This is a genomic window from Shewanella mangrovi (genome assembly GCF_000753795.1).
Lineage (GTDB): Bacteria > Pseudomonadota > Gammaproteobacteria > Enterobacterales > Shewanellaceae > Shewanella > Shewanella mangrovi.
Map to the genome: position 1 here is coordinate 1 of NZ_JPEO01000003.1, position 17,502 is coordinate 17,502.

General features: G+C 44.8%; 12 protein-coding genes. 5 read left to right on the forward strand and 7 right to left on the reverse strand.

All coding sequences use genetic code 11. The features are described 5' to 3' along the window. Positions 1 to 68 precede the first annotated feature (68 nt). Entirely contained in the window at positions 69 to 1,283 is a 1,215-nt protein-coding gene (gene fabB / locus HR45_RS05190) for a beta-ketoacyl-ACP synthase I (RefSeq protein WP_037440465.1), read from the reverse strand. A 164-nt stretch (positions 1,284 to 1,447) separates the two neighbouring features. On the opposite strand from fabB, the gene mnmC1 reads away from it, so the two are divergent. Then, positions 1,448 to 3,328 (forward strand): FAD-dependent 5-carboxymethylaminomethyl-2-thiouridine(34) oxidoreductase MnmC1, encoded by a 1,881-nt coding sequence (gene mnmC1, locus HR45_RS05195; RefSeq protein WP_052074531.1) that lies wholly within the window; start codon positions 1,448 to 1,450, stop codon positions 3,326 to 3,328. Positions 3,329 to 3,405: 77 nt separating this feature from the next. Here mnmC1 and HR45_RS05200 read toward each other — a convergent pair whose 3' ends face one another. From HR45_RS05200 to prmB, 5 genes are read right to left on the reverse strand one after another with little or no spacing between them, the layout of a single operon-like run. Continuing rightward, on the reverse strand, positions 3,406 to 3,675 hold the full coding sequence (locus HR45_RS05200) for a YfcL family protein (protein ID WP_037440468.1): 270 nt from the start codon (positions 3,673 to 3,675) through the stop codon (positions 3,406 to 3,408). A 3-nt stretch (positions 3,676 to 3,678) separates the two neighbouring features. Then, the gene (locus tag HR45_RS05205; protein WP_037440470.1) at positions 3,679 to 4,821 is read right to left on the reverse strand and encodes an ATP-NAD kinase family protein; all 1,143 of its coding nucleotides are present in this window, start codon (positions 4,819 to 4,821) and stop codon (positions 3,679 to 3,681) included. A gap of 14 nt (positions 4,822 to 4,835) precedes the next feature. Beyond that, the gene (locus tag HR45_RS05210; RefSeq protein ID WP_052074532.1) at positions 4,836 to 6,023 is read right to left on the reverse strand and encodes an MFS transporter; all 1,188 of its coding nucleotides are present in this window, start codon (positions 6,021 to 6,023) and stop codon (positions 4,836 to 4,838) included. Between the two features lie 11 nt (positions 6,024 to 6,034). Then, positions 6,035 to 7,129, reverse strand: coding sequence for a chorismate synthase (gene aroC / locus HR45_RS05215; protein ID WP_037440472.1), 1,095 nt, complete (start codon positions 7,127 to 7,129; stop codon positions 6,035 to 6,037). Positions 7,130 to 7,180: 51 nt separating this feature from the next. Next, on the reverse strand, positions 7,181 to 8,125 hold the full coding sequence (prmB, locus tag HR45_RS05220; protein ID WP_037440474.1) for a 50S ribosomal protein L3 N(5)-glutamine methyltransferase: 945 nt from the start codon (positions 8,123 to 8,125) through the stop codon (positions 7,181 to 7,183). An 81-nt stretch (positions 8,126 to 8,206) separates the two neighbouring features. Here prmB and smrB point away from each other — a divergent pair, with 81 nt between their 5' ends. Continuing rightward, positions 8,207 to 8,737, forward strand: a complete 531-nt coding sequence (gene smrB / locus HR45_RS05225; protein WP_037440476.1) for an endonuclease SmrB — start codon at positions 8,207 to 8,209, stop codon at positions 8,735 to 8,737. 67 nt (positions 8,738 to 8,804) lie between these two features. Here smrB and sixA read toward each other — a convergent pair whose 3' ends face one another. Further along, on the reverse strand, positions 8,805 to 9,275 hold the full coding sequence (sixA, locus tag HR45_RS05230) for a phosphohistidine phosphatase SixA (RefSeq protein ID WP_037440478.1): 471 nt from the start codon (positions 9,273 to 9,275) through the stop codon (positions 8,805 to 8,807). A 171-nt stretch (positions 9,276 to 9,446) separates the two neighbouring features. Here sixA and HR45_RS05235 point away from each other — a divergent pair, with 171 nt between their 5' ends. The 3 genes from HR45_RS05235 (at position 9,447) to HR45_RS05245 (ending at position 17,501) form a co-directional block, all read left to right on the forward strand. Further along, the gene (locus HR45_RS05235; protein WP_430742019.1) at positions 9,447 to 12,236 is read left to right on the forward strand and encodes an insulinase family protein; all 2,790 of its coding nucleotides are present in this window, start codon (positions 9,447 to 9,449) and stop codon (positions 12,234 to 12,236) included. Between the two features lie 185 nt (positions 12,237 to 12,421). Next, a complete protein-coding gene (locus tag HR45_RS05240; RefSeq protein ID WP_037440480.1) occupies positions 12,422 to 16,738 on the forward strand; it encodes an EAL domain-containing protein in 4,317 nt (1,438 codons plus the stop codon). 118 nt (positions 16,739 to 16,856) lie between these two features. Next, entirely contained in the window at positions 16,857 to 17,501 is a 645-nt protein-coding gene (locus HR45_RS05245; RefSeq protein ID WP_037440483.1) for a hypothetical protein, read from the forward strand. Position 17,502 lies beyond the last annotated feature (1 nt).

The following is a 17,502-nucleotide window of genomic DNA, read 5'->3' on the forward strand; positions in this document are numbered from 1 at the left end:
GGTTTAAGGGTGACAATAAAAAAGGAGCCAATAGGCTCCTTTTCTGAACAGTCATAAAATGGCTGAAATTAAGCTTCGTACTTACGCATCACCAAAGTTGCGTTAGTGCCACCGAAACCGAAGCTGTTGCTCATTACCGTCTTCAGTTCAGCATCACGATATTCACGGACAATTGGCATACCAGCAGCAGCTTCGTCTAAATTGTCGATGTTGATAGATGGTGCGATAAAGCCACTTTCTAACATGATCAAGCTGTAGATGGCTTCATGAACGCCAGCAGCACCCAGCGCATGACCGGTCATTGACTTGGTAGACGCAATTGGTGGAACTGCATCACCAAAGACTTCTTTAATGGCTTCCAGTTCACGTACGTCACCTACTGGGGTAGATGTACCGTGTGTGTTGATGTAATCGATTGGCGTATCAACATCTTGCATCGCCATCTGCATACAACGCACAGCGCCTTCACCACTTGGTGCCACCATGTCGTAGCCATCAGAAGAGGCACCATAACCCACAACTTCCGCGTAGATTTTTGCGCCGCGAGCCAACGCGTGCTCAAGCTCTTCCACCACGACGATGCCGCCGCCACCTGAGATCACAAAGCCATCGCGGTCTGCGTCATAGGTACGAGAGGCTTTTTCTGGCGTGTCATTGTATTTAAATGACAGCGCGCCCATGGCGTCAAAGCCCATGGTTAAGGTCCAGTTGATCTCTTCTGCACCACCGGCAAACACCATATCTTGTTTGCCCATCTGGATCAGTTCAACCGCATGGCCGATACAGTGTGCACTGGTTGCACAAGCAGAACTGATAGAGTAGTTCATACCTTTAATTTTGAACGGGGTAGCCAGACATGCACTGGCTGTGCTCGACATAATACGTGGCACAATATAAGGGCCAATACGTTTTACGCCTTTGGTACGCAGCGTATCTGCTGCTTGTACTTGGTTAGCTGAAGAGGCACCGCCGGATCCGGCAATCAGACCGACGCGAGGATCTGAATATTGCTCTTCCGTCAGATTTGCGTCCGCAATCGCTTCTTGCATCGCGATATAAGCATAAGCAGCTGCATCGCCCATAAAGCGCAAGGCTTTACGATCAATCAGTTCAGATGGATCGAGCTTGACGTTTCCCCAGACATGACTGCGAAGTTGCATCTCTTCAAACTGGGCTGAATGGGTGATGCCGCTACGGCCTTCACGCAGAGATTCAGTCACTTCTTGTTTGTTATTACCGATACTTGAAACGACGCCAATTCCGGTGATCACGACTCTTTTCATGTTTTACTATCCATTCCGTACAATTGTGTACATTCAAATTTTGCTGACGCAATGTTAGCTGTTTTACTCTGCACAAGTGGTCAGCTTTCCATAACTACGGCTAAAATGATGCCCATTTACGGCAGCAATGTCACATTTAGCCCTATAAAATTCCGGTAGTTACTGTGCAAACATCTGAACATCAGCACTTTTCTTCAAGTATTGCCTATTGTGGTGTAAACGCCACCCGACTGTTATTTGATGAAATAATCAACCAGCCTGCCAATACGGCGCATTATCGAGTGCTGTTTTTATCGGCAACTGATTCTGACCTTCAACAACGTCACGCAGAATTTAAGCAACAGTTGCACGCGCTGCCAGCCGATAACCGCACGACGAGACTTAAGCATGCACTGTTACAAATGAGCCGCGACGGTTTCGCGATAGGTCAGCGCTACGTCAACAATGGTCTTTGCCTTGATATCTATCCGCTATTAAATGCGGAGCGCTTAAAACATACCTTGTTATCCAAAGCCACGTTGCAACGATGGGAGTTAAGCGAATCCAACATCAGCGACATCCCCCACCAACTTGCTTGGCAGATGGCACTCATCAGCCAAAATGGCGCACACGTAAGCTTACCAAAGCATGCCAATTCAGCATTACAACATGCATTAGTGACAGCAGGATTTCAAACTAACGAGCATATCAGCGCGTCAGTTTCGTCAACTAACGCTGACATTATCAATCAGGAGAAAGCGGCACTCACACTACGCACAGCGCAAGCCATGCTTGCTTATCCCGTTTATGTGGAAAAGATTGCAGACAAAGCCGAGACCATTGCGATTATTGGCGCTGGCGTTGCAGGAAGCCAACTGGCGCTTTCGTTAGCAGAAAAAGGCTATAAAACACGGGTGTTCTGTGCTGACACCAATCCGGGAGAAGCCGCATCAGGCAATCGCCAAGGCGCCTTATATCCGTTACTAACGCCTGAAACATCCGTACAAAATCGCTTTTTTGTGCAGGCATTTGAGTTTAGTCGCCAACGCATTCAAAACTTAGTTCACTATGAACCCACCCTCGCCCATGATTTTTGTGGTGTGTTGCAAACAGGTTTCGATGAACGCAGTCGAAAACGACTTGCCAAAATTGCTCATGGACAAGCGTGGTCAACAGAATTGCTGCAATGGATATCGGCGGAGACTGCCACTGAAATTGCCGGCCTCGACATCCACGAAGATGCGATATTTTATCCCAACGCTGGTTGGGTCTGTCCGCAACAACTCACTCAGTTGTCACTGGCACGCGCGCAATCTTTAAATCTATGTCGTTTTACTGGCAACTGTAATATTCAACATATTGAGCGGCAGCCCAACGGGTGGTGGTTAACTAGCGCTACAGAACGTTTTGGGCCTTTCCGGCAGCTAGTTTTGGCCAACGGCGCCGGCGTCACTGAGCTGACTCAATTCAACGCCTTACCTATTTCACCATTCCGTGGCCAAGTATCAGAAATTGACAGCAACCCGACGCTCGCCCAGCTTAAAACCGTACTTTGTGCTAAAGGCTATCTGACGCCCGCCTGGCAACAGCAGCATTGCTTAGGAGCCACCTACATCAAAGACGAACGTGATTGCACTGTGAAAGCCGAAGAACAGCAAGACAATTTAGACAAGCTGAGATTAAGTTATGCGCACCATGATTGGCTGGAGAGTATTGAGATGGGCGAGCGGGCCCGTGTAGGCGTCAGAATGGTGACTCGCGATCATCTGCCAATGGTGGGACCAGCGCCTGACATTAGCGAAATTTTTACGAAGGCCGAAAGACTGGGGCCAACCCCAGAGAGCATTAAGGAATGGCAGTCTCAACCTGCGCCGATTTTATCGGGGCTTTATCTGTTGGCAGGATTAGGATCTCGTGGCATCTGCAGTGGGCCACTAGCGGCTGAAATATTGGCATGTGAACTCACTCATCAGCCCATGCCGGTGAGTATTGAGGTGTTACAAGCACTTAACCCTAACCGTATGTGGCTGCGAAAATTACTTAAAGGTCGAGCAATTACCTGCTGAATCAGCTGTTCAGAAGAGACAACAAACCGACACAAAAAAGCCCTGCATTGCAGGGCTTTCAAACAGTTCAAAGGCAATTAAGCCGTAAGGCGCTGCTGCAATTCTTGCCATGCAGTCGCCACTAAACGATAGTCGTGATCTTCCAACTCTTTGGCGGCCAGCTTTAAACATTGCTGCATTTTTTCGGCTAATGCTGCGGTGCTATGGTCGTCTTCGGCTTCCAACTCCGCCAGCACTACTGCGAAATGGCCCTGAAGATAACCACTTGCGAATAAGGCATCATCATCGCCCTTAGCGACAATTTCCCCAATCCACGCCTCTAGTTGTTGATCATAATGTTCCAACATGTGTCACTCCGATAAATCCGGATTGGCAACCCGGTACATTACATAATCCCGGTATCCGGTCACAATTCGATAATAGCCGCTCATCTCAGCGTCTAATTCAGGGTCGCCACTATCCACGATTAGCGGCCGACCTTCAAGCGCTTTGAGCTTAGTTTTTGTCGCAACGATAATGATATTGTCTTTACCAATCTGGCGGATCAACGCCGGAGTCAGCTGTTGATTTCCCCGGCCTAAAATATGCCCTTGTCCACCAATCAAGGTGATCACCAACTTCGTCGCTTGCGCTTGGCACGCGGCAAGCAGTTGCTGCGCGGTAAGATCACTCGCCACCAATTGGCGCTGCTGCACGAGGTCAACGCCCAACAGCGTGTTATCGACGCCAAGCTCGTCCATTATCGCCGCAACTGTGGAGCCCGACCCCATAATAAACAACTCATCTTCCATGTTGTCGATGACGTCTGCCGCGATATCAGCCAAGACCAATTCGTCGACTTCGCGCCCGCCCATTTTTACGGCTTGAATATAACGTGGCTCAGCAGGCACTAACATTTCACCAAAACGCTTCGCTTTAACCGACCCAGCACGAAATGCCTGCTCGTCGATGTCCATCACATCAGCATCCATTAAACTGACAAGCTCACCGTTAATCAGCATTTGTAGTACTCTGCCAGCCGCATGCGGGGTTATGGCATAAACACCCGAATGAATTTTCACCCCGGCAGGCACGCCAAGAACGGGTTGGGTTTCAGACACAACGCTATAGACATCACGCGCGGTGCCGTCACCACCAACAAATAACAACAGATCGAGGGATTGCGCGCTCAGTGCTCGCACCGCAGCTTGGGTATCGGCCGCTGTCGTCAGCTCAGCATCGGCGCTATACAACACCTGCGTGTCAAATCCCAGTTCACTGGCCACACGCTCGCCAAGCTCGCCCGCTGCGGTAAAAATCTGTACTCGATTGGCAAAGGGCTGCAAGGCTGTTAAAGCTTGTGCCGCACGCAAAGGCGCTTTGGGCTCAGCACCGCGAGCTAAGGCTTCAGCTGCAACGCCATCGCTGCCCTTAAGTGCAACACTGCCACCCAAGCCAGCTAACGGATTGATAATTAGCCCTAAACGGAATTTAGCAGCATTCAAGCTGGTCATACGTACTCCTTCCATTAATCGGCTGTGGCCTCAAGGTCCACTCTGCATGCTGGTGTCGGGATAAAATATACCGTTAACATAGCAGCCACCGCGCACGCAGCAGAGAATAACCACACATAGGCAGCCCCGGAACCATCACCCCATATATGACCGCTTATCCAGTTGCCGATAGCTCCGCCCAAACCAAAACTCATACTGGCATATAACGCTTGGCCTTTGCTGGCATGCTCTTTACCAAAGTTGCGATGGACAAACTGAATCGAGGCGGCGTGCACTAACCCAAAAGTAAAGGCATGCAAAATTTGGCTCGCAATGAGTGCCACAATATGTTCAGGCATAGTTGCAACAAGACACCAGCGAATCGCCGTCATCGCCATACTGAACATCATTAAGGTTTTCAGATTGAAGCGCTTGAGCAACCGAGGCACCAGCATAAACATAAAGATTTCAGACAGTGCGCCCATCGCCACAAAAATGCCGGATAGCGTTTCGCTATACCCTACTTTTTTCAGGTACAGCACGAAAAAGCCATAAAACGGGCCAACACTGGCTTGCAGCAATAATGCAGAAAGCAAAAACAGCACAATTGCGCGATTGAATACTAATGGCGGTTTGCTTACAGTGTGGTGTTCGGTTCTTGCTTGACGACTCGATGGCAATGGCAGAGAGCAGACAAACAAACCGACAAATAGCGCCAATCCGACCCATAGTACCATCTCAGCGCCCCATTGATTCACCAACCAGCCAGTAATCACCACCCAGATGATGTAACCGACACTGCCAAAGCTGCGGACAGAACCATAGCGATGCGCATTACGGCCTAAGGTATCAAGCGTTAGCACCTCGACCTGTGCCAGAATTGCATTCCAAAAGAAGGTATAAAAGGTGAGACTCGCCGCCAGATACCAAAAACCGCCATCGTAGAAGAAACTGAGATACCCGGCTGCAGCGGTAAAACTACCAATTTTTACTAACTCGGCACGCAAGCCATTCCGGTCAGCCACCATTGCCCACAGATTGGGAGCAATGATGCGAGTGCCCATAAAAATCGCCATCAAAAAACCAATTTCAGCCGCATCAAATCCACGATGTTCAAAGAACAAGCCAAGATAAGGAATTAACGCGCCTAAAATTGCGAAGTAGAAAAAATAACAGCCGGAGAGCCAACGTAGCGGCCCTCCGGCAGAAAATAGACTGGACATAGTGAAAATTTCTAACGCATTCCTAATACTGGAGTTGGACTGTTTACGTCGATATTTTGCGCGCGGTGGCGCAGAAGATGATCCATCAACACAATCGCCAGCATGGCTTCTGCAATCGGTACTGCGCGAATGCCCACACAAGGATCATGACGACCTTTGGTGACAACTTCAGTCGACGTACCTTGTACTGTCATGCTTTCACCAGGGATGCTAATGCTAGAAGTCGGCTTTAACGCCATGTGTGCCACGATAGGTTGTCCGGACGAAATTCCGCCCAATACACCGCCAGCGTGATTAGAAGCAAACCCCGCGGGAGACATCAAATCTCGATGTTCTGAACCTTTTTGGGTAACAACGGCAAAGCCATCACCAACTTCAACCCCTTTTACCGCATTAATGCCCATCAGAGCATGTGCGATATCAGCATCAAGGCGATCGAACACTGGCTCGCCGAGTCCGACAGGAACATTAGTTGCCACCACCGACACTTTGGCGCCTACGGAATCATGCTCTTTCTTCAGATCGCGCATGTAGCTATCAAGCGCTTCAACTTTACTCGCGTCCGGGAAGAAAAAGTCATTTTTCTCCACTTGGTCAAAATCAATCGTCTCAGCACAGATAGGGCCAAGTTGCGACAGATATCCACGAATTTCGATACCGAAATGTTGTTTAAGGTACTTTTTAGCCACAGCGCCTGCGGCAACACGCATTGCGGTCTCGCGCGCGGAAGAACGGCCACCACCACGATAGTCGCGCAAACCATATTTTTGCTGGTAGGTATAATCGGCATGGCCGGGGCGGAATTGATCTTTGATGTTGGAATAATCTTGGCTGCGCTGATCAGTATTGTGGATCAACAAACCGATAGAAGTGCCTGTTGTTTTCCCTTCAAACACGCCAGAGAGAATTTGCACTGCATCCGGCTCACGTCGAGCAGTGGTATGACGCGAACTGCCTGGACGACGTCGGTCCAGATCATGCTGCATATCAGCTTCGGTCAACTCAAGTCCTGGAGGACATCCGTCGATGATGCAACCTAACGCCACACCATGGCTTTCTCCAAAGGTAGTTACGACAAAATTCTGACCTATGCTGTTTCCCGACATCTAGTGATCCCACCCCTTCATTTTATTGTGTTGTTATTGATTTCTCTTTACTTAATCGTTGTTACGATATTGTGCGAACAACGCTTGATGTTCGACTAATTGGTCGCGTGTCAGCACAAATACGCCATCGCCACCGCGCTCAAACGAAACCCATGTAAACGGCACATCAGGAAACTGTTCCATCAAATGCACCATGGAGTTTCCGACCTCTACCACCAACATCCCAGTGTCAGTGAGATAGTCAGCAGCATTTGCCAAAATACGTTTGGTCAAATCCAAACCATCAAACCCAGACGCGAGCCCGACCTCAGGTTCATGATGGTATTCTTCCGGCATATCCGCGATATCTTCTGCGTCCACGTAGGGAGGATTGGACACAATCAAATCGTACTGAGGGCCTTTCGGCAATGCGGCAAACAGGTCTGACTGCATTGGATAAACGCGATCCATCACACCCAGCGTTTCAATATTAATTTGTGCCACTTCTAACGCATCTTCACTGATATCCAGCGCATCCACTTCAGCATCTTCAAAAGCATAGGCACAGGCGATAGCGATACAAGCACTACCGGTACATAAATCCAGCACTCGATTGACTGGCTTGTTATAAAGCCATGGACTGAATTGATTTTCAATCATTTCGGCAATCGGCGAACGCGGCACTAACACCCGTTCATCAACATAAAACTCTAATCCGGCAAAATTTGCACGATGGGTTAAATACGGTACCGGTATACGCTCGCGGACGCGACGAATGATGAGTTCAACAATTTTGTGTTTTTCGCTACTGGTGAGGTTGGCGTGCAATACCTGTGGGCCAATTTCTTCTGGCAAATGTAACGAATGAAACACCAATGAAATCGCTTCATCCCACGCATTGTCAGTACCATGTCCATAATAGATACCTGCGTCGTTAAATCGGCTTACCGCCCAGCGCAGCATATCTGCAACGGTTCGCAGCTCTGTGACTGCTTCATCAACAAAAATCTTGTCCAAAAGACCACTCCAGTACGTTCATATCCGGCCCATTGTAACTGAACTCTGTTCAGAAGGAACAGAATTCAATAAAATGCCGCCATGAACAAAGAATTTGACGATAACGGCGCCGCCGAATTTGAAAAATTGTTGCAGGGAGTCAAGCCGTTAGCGCAGGACAAGCTGCATTTTCGGCCGCCTGTAAAATCCCGCAAACAGATAATTGAAAACAGTCATCGCCAAACCGCTGAAGTGGTGTTTTCTGACATTTATCAGCCGCTATTGCCTAGCGAAGGCCCAATGCGCTGGAATCGAGAAGATGTTGATCCGGTCGAAGTAAAACGCTTGCGTCGTGGTGACTATGTGCCCGAGTATCTACTCGACCTACATGGCATGCGCCAAACAGAAGCGAAGCGTGAAATCTCTGCACTTATTCAGGCGTGTGTACGACAGAACAGCCCTTGTTGCTGCATTATGCACGGTCATGGCACGGGTATTCTCAAGCAGCAATTACCTATTTGGTTGGCGCAGCACCCTGACGTTAAAGCCTTTCACAAAGCCAATAAAGAATGGGGTGGCGACGCAGCCTTGTTAGTTTTGGTCGATGTGGCTGAGCCAACACAAAAACGCTAACTGCCCAGTGTACATTCCATAGCCATTAAAAAAGCACCCTTCGGTGCTTTTTTATTTTCATATCACATCAAGCAATGCTATGGGGCGACTGTTGCCACATCAAGGAGGCGTGTTTACCCATCAAATCCACCAAGGCCACCGCTGAGGTAGCAAATAAAGGTGGTTCCATTCCTGGGACAAATTCACTCACCATATATCCCAACAAGGGCATATGAGAAACCACTAACACATTCTGTGCCTTGAATTGCTCGGCGTACGCCAGTACCAAACGAGAAGCCATATCCGGATCCGCAGCTGGCACTAATTCATCTAATACTTTCACCTTGTGCGGTACCGGGAAATGAGATGACACTTCTTTCCACGTTTGCATCGCACGCAAATAGGGACTGACCAATACGAGATCAAATTCCGCTACACTGTTTTTTAACCATTCGCTCATCATGCCGGAATTGTATGTTCCCGACTCTGTTAGCGATCGTTCCCTATCGCTTCGCGCATGGTGTTCCGCTTCCCCGTGCCGCATCAGAAATAACTGCATACATCACTCACTCATGATGATCTACTTTTTATTATGACCCACTATTGTAGTCTTTTCTTTTGCAGGAACAACTCCCCTTTACCTTCCTGTGTCGCAGATTGAGGAGTAAATTTGCCAAACAGCTGATTCGGCTCCAATATATAGGCATTAGTCTTTAAAGAGATCCTACTTTTGCTGCCAAAAAGCGACATCATCACGAGCCCTAATGACACGCGCGAATACCGTTTTCTCACGCTGTCTAATGGTATGAAAACGATTCTGGTGAGCGACATGGAAGCCTCACAGGCAGCTGCATCGGTAGCGGTAAATGTCGGTCATTTTGACGATCCTGTTACTCGACCAGGCATGGCGCATTTCTTGGAACATATGTTGTTTCTCGGTACAGAGAAATATCCTGACGCCGGTAGTTTTCTGGAATTCATTAACCACCACGGCGGCAACAATAACGCCTGGACAGGTACCGAACACACCAATTTTTTCTTTGCTATCAATGCCGAAGTGTTTAACGAAGCCGTTGATCGCTTTAGCCAATTTTTTATTGCACCATTATTTAATCAGGAACTAGTAGACCGCGAACGACATGCCATCGAGTCCGAATTTCGACTTAAGCAAAAGGATGATATTCGCAGGGTCTATCAGGTACTTAAAGAAACGGTAAATCCTCAGCATCCCTTCTCAAAATTCTCCGTAGGTAATCTTGAGACACTTGCAGGAGAGCCTGCACAGCTTAGAGAAGAGTTACTGCAGTTCTATCAGCAGAATTACAGCGCTAATCTGATGAGCTTGTGCTTGGTAGCCCCCTGCTCACTCGACGAACTGGAAATACTGGCGCACAAACATTTCGCTCTGGTAAAAAATCAGCAGCTAACCAAACCCTACCCTGAGACTCCGTTATTTACAGCTCACCAGTTAAGCAAGTTAATCACTATCGTGCCGCTGAAAGAGCAAAAACGTCTCACACTGAGTTTTAGTATTCCAAGTATCCATGAGCAATACCATCAAAAGCCGCTGACCTTTATCAGTCATCTACTAGGTAATGAAGCAGAAGGCAGCCTACTTTCTTGGCTTAAAAATCGCGGTTATGCGGTTAATTTATCCGCCGGTGGTGGTATTCAAGGATATAATTTTAAAGAATACAACATCAGCGTACAGCTGACGGAAAAAGGCTTACAACACTATCAGGAAGTGATTTCGGCTTGCTTCGCTTTTATCAAATTAATAGCGACACATGGGCTGGAAGCTTGGCGCTATGATGAAAGAGCCAATCTGCTTAAGTTGGCGTTCCGCTATCAAGAGCAAAGTAAGCCGATGGATTTAGCCAGCCATCTCAGTATGAACTTGCATCACTTTTCACCTCAAGACGCAATTTGGGGCGATTACGTGATGAATGGCTTTAATAAAACACTCGCAGAACAGATGCTGTCGCTGATGACACCTGACAATATGCGCCTGCAGTTAGTCGCAACTGAATTGCCAGCGGACAAACAAGCAGACTGGTATCACACACCTTACGCCATTAATGAAATATCCGCAGCCCAATTAGCGGTTTGGCGCTCTCCTAAAATTCCCGATGGTTTAAGCTTACCGGCGCCCAATCCGTTTATCGTAGAAGACAGCAATGCTCGACAGGAAGCCGACGTATCCGCTTGTCCGATCATTGTCGCTGAAGCTGCGGGCTATCGTATCTGGCATAAAAAAGACGACGAATTTAATGTGCCTAAAGGCCATATCTATCTGTCACTTGACTCTGACGAAGCCAGCAAAACGGCGCGCCACGCTGCGTTAACGCGATTATACGTGGAGTTATTACTAGACCATCTGGCAGAGTATACCTATCCTGCGGAGGTCGCAGGATTAAGCTATAACATCTATCCCCATCAGGGGGGGATAACCTTGCATTTAGCTGGCTACACTGGTCAGCAGGAAAAGTTGCTGGATGTATTAATAGAAAATGCTAAAGGCTGCATGTTTACCGAACAGCGTTTTCACAATATCAAGTTGCAGTTGCTGCGGAGTTGGTACAACCACCAACAAGCCAAGCCGATTTCACAACTTTTTACGAGCTTAACGGTGACATTGCAGCAGCGTAGTTTTGAGCCTCACAAAATGGCTGAACTATTGGAAGAATGTACACTGGAAGACCTGTGTGAACATGTCGCTGCGTTTTTCGACAAGATTTACCTAGAAGGCTTAGTGTACGGTGACTGGCTCACCTCGGAAGCCAAAACACTGTCTAAAAAAATGCGCCATATTCTGTCGCTAGTATCCAAACCTACTGACGAATCGGCACGCGAGTTAGTCGATATCCGCAATAAAGGGACGCTGTTGCGTGAACTTAATATTGCTCATCAAGATAGTGCTATTATCGTTTATTATCAGTCTGAACACGCTTGTCCAGAGCAGATGGCAATTTTCAGCTTGTTGAACCACACCATGTCTTCGTCGTTTTTCCACGAACTACGTACTGAAAAACAACTGGGATATATGCTGGGAACCGGTTACTTACCGCTGAATCGCCACCCAGGCATTATCTTCTACGTCCAATCACCCGTTGCTGGCCCGCTAAAACTATTAGAAATCATTGACCAATTTATCGCCGATTTTAACTATGCGGTAATGCAAATCACCAATACTCAGTGGGAAGCAACCAAGCAAGGATTGATCAATCAAGTCATGGAACATGATGCCAATATGAAAACTCGCAGCCAACGCTACTGGGTAAGTATTGGCAACAAAGATTATGAGTTTAATCAACGCGAAACCGTAGTCGCTAAAATCAAACAACTCACTCGTGCCGATCTCATTAAATTTATGATGAAGAAAATGCGCACAAAAACTGCGGATAGACTGGTTATTTTTAGTACTGGCGAACAACACAAACAAACAGATGCATTAACCGCAGGAGTTTCAATTGATGACTTGCGAGCATTTAAACAAAGCAGTGATAACTTTAATTTTTAATGCAATGTATGCGTTGCTAATAACGAGAGATGTTAGCGCACCGCGTACAATCGACGGAAACGTAGACAAAAGTAGCAAACTCGCTAGAATCGTATGTTAATTAATCGTTTAATTTTGACAAACTCATTACTTTCTGAAAGAGTTATGATTCAGATACTTGGCATCAACTAAATAAAGACAACATTATGCCGAATAGAACATTTTGGTTGCTTCTCATTCTTCAACTTTCCATTTCAGTAGCGGCCTTTTCTGCCCCAAGCAGAGCTTCCGATGACACGCCATCCGTTACAAGCGACACCAAAGCTGAATCTGTTGAAGATTCAGATGATAACTTCTCTCCACCAGTCCTACTTAACGTAGACACCTATGGCGTATCAGAAGGACTTTCTCAAAGCACAGTCACCTCAGTGGCTGAGGACGACGATGGCTATATCTGGATTGGTACCCTCAACGGACTCAATAGGTTTGATGGTAAGGAGTTTAAACAGTTTTATGCGAATGATGGATCGGGGCTAGATAGTTCATTTATTCGAAATATATTTTTCTCTAAGTATTATAAGAGAATCTACATTAAGACAGATGAGTCAATTTTTTACTTTGATAAAAAAATTGAAAAGTTTATAAATACCGCACTAGACCCAAAATCCATTAGTCTTTCTGAATATCAAAAGATATCTTCTGATAGTTACACCTTTAATAGAAACATCGAAAATGATCATGAAATTAATATCGACAATTTCAAAACATCAATTTTCTTTAAAAACGTATTATATACTTTAGATTCTGATGGCAATCTTTATAGGAATGGTGAAGATATTATCAGAACTAATATAATTGATATTGTAAGTACAACCAACGATCTTGTTGCATTATCAAAAGATAAAATTGAGTTCATTGAACAAAAACAGATTATAAAAACCAATATGGATGCAATCTATGTAAAAAATGGAACTTTGTATTCTATAAAAAAATCTGACATATATAAAATCAAAAATGATGAAGTAATAAAAATAGGAAGAATAAATTCCAAGAATTTTTATATAAGTAAAAATCATTACATAAAAACAATTCGCAGTGGAGTAATACTTTCTAACCTAAATGAAGGTTTTTTGTATATGGGGAAAACAAAAAACCTTCTAAAAACTATCGAGAAGTTTCAAAGTCCTGTTTGGTCTATATCAAAAACCCTTGATCTGAAAAATAATAGTTTTAACTTTGTTATTGCTGACAACAGTACAAATATCAAAGTTTTTGACGAAAAATTCCGAGAAAATCTTGATGTGAACTGTAATATCGCAGGAGCAAAATCAGCCACTATTTATAATGAACACATATATTTAGGATCATTAAACGGCGTATTCGAATGTACATTCGATGGAAAGAACAGAAAAATTTTAGATAAGCCAGCCACAGTAATTAAAAGCTACAATAATAGCCTACTAATCGGTGCTGCCGACGGTGAAATATACAAATTCGACAGCAATAGTGGAATCCAATTAATATATAGCATTCCAAACAAAAATCCAATATTTGACATATACGAATCGCAAAAAAATAATGAGATTTACATTGCTCACCAAGATGGTATGGAAAGGATTGAATTATCATTAGATAAAACAACCTTGAAAAACTCATACACCGAAGTTTCCGGGAAAATAGTATTCTGCATATTAAAAGATGGAGATATAATATATATTGGAACTAATGACGGTGTATTCACTCTTAAAGATGGCAACCTATCAAAAATAAGCAGAAGTAAAAAATCAGTTTTTTCAATAACAAAGATAAATGATATAGTAGTAGCTAGTTCAATTAATGAAGTCCAACTATTTAATAACGAAAAAACATATATTATAAATTCGTTAATGGGTGCTCAGTACGAATACAACAGCCAAAGCGCAGCCAATAATGGAAAATATATCTTACTTGGAGGAAGTGAGGGATTAAGTATATTTGAGCCTAAAGATTTAATAAAAACAATAACCGAAACAAAAAAAATCGAAACTAATATAGACTCTATACTTGTATTTAACATCCCACTAAAGCCCGGGACGGTGAAACTTCCAGAAGCAGCTTCAATAGCAAATGAAATAACATTGAAATATACTGATTACCCATTTACACTTAAGTTTAATAGTCCTTCGAGCAGTTCTTTTGAACCTGAATATAAATACCGATTAGCAGGACTATCTTCCGAATGGATTGCAAGCAACAAAAATCAAAGTGCTACCTACACTAATCTTTCTCCAGGAAAATATGAATTCCAAGTTTATGCTGTTAACCCGATCAACGATGAATCTGGTGCTATAAAATCAATTGGTGTAGTTATTACTCCGCCATGGTGGCTATCAATTGAAGCCAAATTGATCTACTCACTAATAGTATCGCTGATTGTCATCTTTTTAATTAAAGCCATTTTAAGAAAAAGACAAATTCAACGCCAAATAGCTCAGAGTGAAGAACGCCTTAAACTTTCACTGTGGGGAAGCGGTGATGAAATGTGGGACTGGGATATTGAGACAGGCAAAATCTACCGCTCCAATATATGGGGGGCCCTTGAATTCCCTATGGATGGTCAGCGCTCTGGTAAAGATGGAGAAGAAAGTAATATTCATCCGCAAGATCAGCTAAGGGTAAGAGAGGCCTTAGATAAACATTTTGTTGGTGAAACTGATCATTTCGAAGCAACATATCGTGTAAGAAGTAAAAATGGCGATTGGTTGTGGATTCTCGATAGAGCAAAAATCGTAGAGCGTGATGATAAAGATCAGCCTCTTCGCATGACCGGTACAATTAAGAATATCAATAGTTTTAAAACTGCCGAGGAACAGCTCAGGCTGTTTGAACGTGCTATTGAAAATATATCAGAAGGTGTATTCATTCTCGATATAGACTTCAATTTCGTTGAGGTAAATGAGGCAGCTTGTGATATCACTCGCTACACACATGATGAAATGGTAGGAGTGCCACTCTACTTTGCAAAATACTCAGAAGATTACAATAAACAGATTGTTCTGTTACTTAAGCAACAAGGCCGATGGAATACTGAAATCGAAGTAATACGTGGCGATAGCACAGAGTTCTTGATGGAACTGACTATCGATGCAATTTACGACGAACAAGGCGTATTAACTCATTATGTTGGTGTTTTCTCAGATATTTCTCACCGTAAAAAGCAAGAAGCTGAATTACGACGATTAACCAACAATGATTTACTAACTGGGCTGCCTAATCGATCGAATCTGCAAGTGACGTTAGAAAACCTTGTGAAAAAAGATAGTCATCATACGTTAATGATGATGGATTTAGATAATTTCAAAAAAATTAACGACTCCCTTGGTCATCAAATCGGTGATGAGCTGTTAAAGAATGTAGCAACAAGACTACGCAAAGTTGTGCCCAAGCACACCAACCTCTATCGTCTTGGCGGGGACGAATTTGCTATTTTGATTGATAACAATCCTGATATAGGCTCTAGCGCAATTATTGCCAATGATATTATTGAAGCATTTAGAGCACCGTTTGAGCTCTCAGAAGAAATTTTAGTTGTCGGTGTGAGTATTGGTATCGTGCTGTATCCTGAAGACGAACAAAACGAGCAGGCATTGCTACGTAAAGCAGATATTGCCATGTATCATGCAAAGTCTGCTGGCGGCAACCGATATCAGTTTTATTCTGAATCACTTAATCGTAATGCTCTGCGTCAACTTGAAGTTGAAAGTCTTATCCGTGAAGCATTACGAGATGATCTATTTGAAGTATATTTTCAACCCAAAATTAGTTTAGCGACGACCAAACTTGCGGGAATGGAAGCACTTGTTCGCTTAAATCATCCTAAACACGGTCTGATTTCCCCGGCGGAGTTTATTCCTCTCGCAGAAGAAACCGGTTTAATTGTCGAGATTGGCGATGTTGTGCTTAAAAAAGCCTGTTTCGCCGCCCAAGGTTGGCGTGAACAAGGATTATTTAACGGCCGAGTCGCCGTCAACCTTTCGTCACGTCAGTTTGCGTTACCAGACCTGCAGACACGTATTGAAACGATTTTGCAATTAACTAAGCTCCCTGCTTCCAATCTTGAATTAGAAATTACCGAAGGTACCGTTATTAAGCAGCCAGAGAAAGCTATTAAAGTGATGCATCAATTAGCAAAACTCGGCATTAGTTTAGCACTTGATGATTTCGGTACTGGCTACTCATCATTATCTTATTTAAAACGTTTTCCTATTCACACACTAAAAATTGACAAAGCCTTTGTTGACGATATCGATAAATCAGACAGAGACCTAAAGATGGTCGATTCAATTATCACAATTGCACACAACATGGGACTCTCAGTTGTCGGTGAAGGAGTGGAGCAAACTGCACAACTCAATATACTCAGAGCTTTAAAATGCGAGGAAATACAGGGATTTATATATAGCAAGGCAATATCACGTGATGATTTCACATCTTACTTAGAACGAGATTGTCTGGAGAAAAATTTAGGGAACGGAACCGAATAGTCAATCGTCAAAATTACGACGTTAAAAATTGGCACGCTAGATGCTTTATCTACTCTGACCTGTGTAACGAGCCTGTCGGCTTAGACGCTTACTAAACATAGAAAAGAGAGATAGAGATATGATTAAAGGATTCGTTCTGTCCGCTACTGCGTTAGCTTGTTTTAGTGTTTTTGCTGCTGCTCCTGGCATCAAACTGCAACCAGTTGAAGTTGCTGCTGCCCCTGGCATCAAACTGCAACCTATTGAAGTTGCTGCTGCCCCTGGCATCAAACTGCAACCTATTGAAGTTGCTGCTGCCCCTGGCATCAAACTGCAACCTATTGAAGTTGCTGCTGCCCCTGGCATCAAACTGCAACCTATTGAAGTTGCTGCTGCCCCTGGCATCAAACTGCAACCTATTGAAGTTGCTGCTGCCCCTGGCATCAAACTGCAACCTATTGAAGTTGCTGCTGCCCCTGGCATCAAACTGCAACCTATTGAAGTTGCTGCTGCCCCTGGCATCAAACTGCAACCTATTGAAGTTGCTGCTGCCCCTGGCATCAAACTGCAACCTATTGAAGTTGCTGCTGCCCCTGGCATCAAACTGCAACCTATTGAAGTTGCTGCTGCCCCTGGCATCAAACTGCAACCTATTGAAGTTGCTGCTGCCCCTGGCATCAAACTGCAACCAGTTGAAGTTGCCGCTGCCCCTGGCATCAAACTGCAACCAGTTGAAGTTGCTGCGGCCCCTGGCATTAAACTCCAACCAATCGAAGTCGCTTAAG

What these genes read in the sequence shown, in the direction of transcription:
- fabB (WP_037440465.1), bottom strand. Translation starts at nt 1,283, where the DNA reads ATGAAAAGAGTCGTGATCACCGGAATTGGCGTCGTTTCAAGTATCGGT.
- HR45_RS05200 (WP_037440468.1), bottom strand. Translation starts at nt 3,675, where the DNA reads ATGTTGGAACATTATGATCAACAACTAGAGGCGTGGATTGGGGAAATT.
- HR45_RS05205 (WP_037440470.1), bottom strand. Translation starts at nt 4,821, where the DNA reads ATGACCAGCTTGAATGCTGCTAAATTCCGTTTAGGGCTAATTATCAAT.
- HR45_RS05210 (WP_052074532.1), bottom strand. Translation starts at nt 6,023, where the DNA reads ATGTCCAGTCTATTTTCTGCCGGAGGGCCGCTACGTTGGCTCTCCGGC.
- aroC (WP_037440472.1), bottom strand. Translation starts at nt 7,129, where the DNA reads ATGTCGGGAAACAGCATAGGTCAGAATTTTGTCGTAACTACCTTTGGA.
- smrB (WP_037440476.1), top strand. Translation starts at nt 8,207, where the DNA reads ATGAACAAAGAATTTGACGATAACGGCGCCGCCGAATTTGAAAAATTG.
- sixA (WP_037440478.1), bottom strand. Translation starts at nt 9,275, where the DNA reads ATGCAGTTATTTCTGATGCGGCACGGGGAAGCGGAACACCATGCGCGA.
- HR45_RS05240 (WP_037440480.1), top strand. Translation starts at nt 12,422, where the DNA reads ATGCCGAATAGAACATTTTGGTTGCTTCTCATTCTTCAACTTTCCATT.
- HR45_RS05245 (WP_037440483.1), top strand. Translation starts at nt 16,857, where the DNA reads ATGATTAAAGGATTCGTTCTGTCCGCTACTGCGTTAGCTTGTTTTAGT.